The following is a 2,585-nucleotide window of genomic DNA, read 5'->3' as shown; positions in this document are numbered from 1 at the left end:
AGCAGACATCAGGCATCCACTATAGCGACGAAGCTATATAATTAGCTCAATCTAACAAGGAGGTAGTTATATGAATTATAGTAAAAAACTACTAGTACCACTTTTGATTTTAAGTTTTGCGGCTTTTCCTGTATCGGCATTTGCCAAAGACGCACCTGCAACTGCAAGTTTGGATCTGTCAAATGTAAATGTGGTTCACCAAGAATCTCAAGAAGTAGCAAAGAACAAATTGGCGATCATACTTGACGTTGCAAAAAATGCGGTTGCAGAAGAAAGGAGATCTAAAGTCAGCCTTGCAAGAGTTTCCGATCAGAGCACCTATGATTACATAACGTTTGATGATCAATACACTTATTTCTATGAGGAAGCAGCTAATCAAGAGCCTCAACTTATAGTAGTTGATAAGGCTGAAACCAATGTAGAAAGCTTATTAAGTCAAGACCTTAATGACAGCAGTTTTAATACTGCTGCTGCAACAGCAGGTACAGGTTTTGTTACAGACGGAGTAGGCGGAAGAATAAACGTAACAACAACAGGCAGTGCTGGAAGTTATCTAATGGCTCTTATGAGTCTTCCAGAAGTTAACTCTAGTGTTGTCAGTTTGGATAGACCAACTCATATTGCTTTTAATTATGGTGGATTTGAATACACCTCTACTAGCACTGGAGGCATTGGCTCCTGGGCGGCAGACATGGGACTTGAGCTTTATAATAACTTGGGACCAAGTTCTACTAGCTATGCCTGGAAGCCAGTAATAATATTGAAAAAGAAAAATCGTGTAACAACAACTAAGGATAGTGGATGGGACCAATATGCTACAGCATTCGCATCGGGGTACGATCAAGTTCAGAATAAGAATGGCTATAAGCCAGGAACATCTCCTCTTATTTATTGGTGGTACAATTATAACGGTAAAGTTAGAATGAAAATTGATGGATGGGCAATATCTCCAAATTTGGGAGGATATAGTCTATCGGATACGAATCTTATTACAATACTAGAATCAAGCGCTAGCTGGAATATTCCTTCCATTAGTAGATGGAAGCTTTTGTCAACGGTTGTGAGTAATGATGATACTGGTAAAAATAGCACTACTTTCTCAAGCTTACAATTAAATGGCGCAGCACTTGCTAGCGGTGCCTTATCAAGTCCACAGAATGATCATTCGAATGTAACTGTAAACAGTAGCACTTCTGTTTCAATTGTTGTAAATAGTAGCATATATTAGGTATAATAATAGACAATGGATTGTCTCTTTCCATTGTCTATTATTCTTAAATGGAGGTAATTATGAAGAAAATGTTGAAAGTATTGTTGTGTATGGTGTTTATTTCAATGGTTTTTGGAGTAAGTAATGTATTTGCATCTCGAGAGCACCCGGAAGTTTTTATTGATAATAAAAAATTGGATATCTATGCTAATGTTACTTCTCTCGGTACGACGCTTGTCCCAATGCGTCCAATATTTGAGGCATATGCGATGAGAGTTGATTGGGACAATAATACCAAAACTGTAACTGCAACGAAGAATGACACTACAATTAAGTTAACCAATAATTCATATGAAGCTTATTTAAATGGAGAAAAAGTAACCTTAAATCAGGCCCCCTCACTTGAACCTACTAGCAATATATTCTATGTGAATTTAAGATTTATATCTGAAGCACTAGGCGCAGATGTCACTTGGAGTAAAACAACTGATGATGCATCAATACACATTAACTTTTCTGAATAATTTCTAATTTTAAAGCCTATCTGTTAACTTGAAGTGACCCCTGTCAAGTAGACACCAGATAAAAAGCAATATTTAAGCAGCCTGAGTTCGGTATTCATAGGGACTCAGGTTGTTTAGTTTCGCTTGGAAACGTGCATGGTTGTAAAAGTGGAAATATTGTTGAACTGCATGCTCTAACTGCCTGGAAGAATGAGAGGAATGGAGATTGAAGCACTCAGTTTTAAAATGACTGAAAAAGTTCTCTATACAGGCATTGTCCCAGCAGTTTCTCTTTCTGGACATACTGGCCTTAATACCGTATCGCTTAAGTAGACTGCCTTGGGTATCCCGTCGTTTCCTCGCCTTTTTGACTGTATCAAACACCAACTTTAAATCGTTTTTAGGGCTGACCTGGTACGCTACAATCTCATTGTTAAAGAGATCTTTAATCGCTGAGAGGTAGAGCCTTTGCCCATTGAAGAGCAGAAGGTAATATCCGTTACCCACTTTTGGTTCGGCTGCTCTGCATGAAACACTCTGTTCAGGTGATTCTCAGAGATGACGTAAGGCTCTTTCTTGCCGAAGTAAGTCCTATTCCTCCGAATGACCGCCTGAATTCCCAGCTCACCCATAAGTCGCTGCACACGCTTATGGTTCATGTGGATGGCATAGGTGCGCTTCAGCCAAACATTCACTCTGCGGTATCCATAAAATCCCTTTGAATTTCTCGTAACATTCTACTATTTTAAGTTTCATGGCTTCATCTTCGCGTTGCTTTGGTGAAACGATCTTTTGTCGGTTTATCTACTTGTAATATCCACTTTTAGATACCTCAGCTAGTACCTTGACCGCATAGCATTTAAGACTTACCC

Annotated in this window: 3 protein-coding genes and 1 pseudogene; 2 read left to right on the top strand and 2 right to left on the bottom strand. The window is 38.8% G+C overall.

Annotated elements, in window-relative coordinates:
- The first annotated feature begins 70 nt into the window (after nucleotides 1-70).
- On the top strand, nucleotides 71-1,228 hold the full coding sequence (locus L691_RS0115260) for a YrpD family protein (protein ID WP_025691339.1): 1,158 nt from the start codon (nucleotides 71-73) through the stop codon (nucleotides 1,226-1,228).
- Nucleotides 1,229-1,290: 62 nt separating this feature from the next.
- Nucleotides 1,291-1,734, top strand: coding sequence for a copper amine oxidase N-terminal domain-containing protein (locus L691_RS29065; RefSeq protein WP_025691338.1), 444 nt, complete (start codon nucleotides 1,291-1,293; stop codon nucleotides 1,732-1,734).
- Between the two features lie 72 nt (nucleotides 1,735-1,806).
- Here the strand turns inward: L691_RS29065 and L691_RS34310 are convergent, their stop codons facing one another.
- Together L691_RS34310 and L691_RS34305 are read right to left on the bottom strand one after the other, a co-directional pair.
- A complete protein-coding gene (locus tag L691_RS34310; RefSeq protein WP_408634751.1) occupies nucleotides 1,807-2,097 on the bottom strand; it encodes a transposase in 291 nt (96 codons plus the stop codon).
- 35 nt (nucleotides 2,098-2,132) lie between these two features.
- A pseudogene (locus tag L691_RS34305) lies at nucleotides 2,133-2,426 on the bottom strand (IS3 family transposase); the annotation flags it as partial.
- Nucleotides 2,427-2,585 lie beyond the last annotated feature (159 nt).

Origin of the sequence: Paenibacillus zanthoxyli JH29 (assembly GCF_000520715.1) — a bacterium.
Classification (GTDB): domain Bacteria; phylum Bacillota; class Bacilli; order Paenibacillales; family Paenibacillaceae; genus Paenibacillus_AQ; species Paenibacillus_AQ zanthoxyli.
Note: the sequence above shows the minus strand (reverse complement) of the source record. Positions and strands in the feature narration are given on the sequence as shown.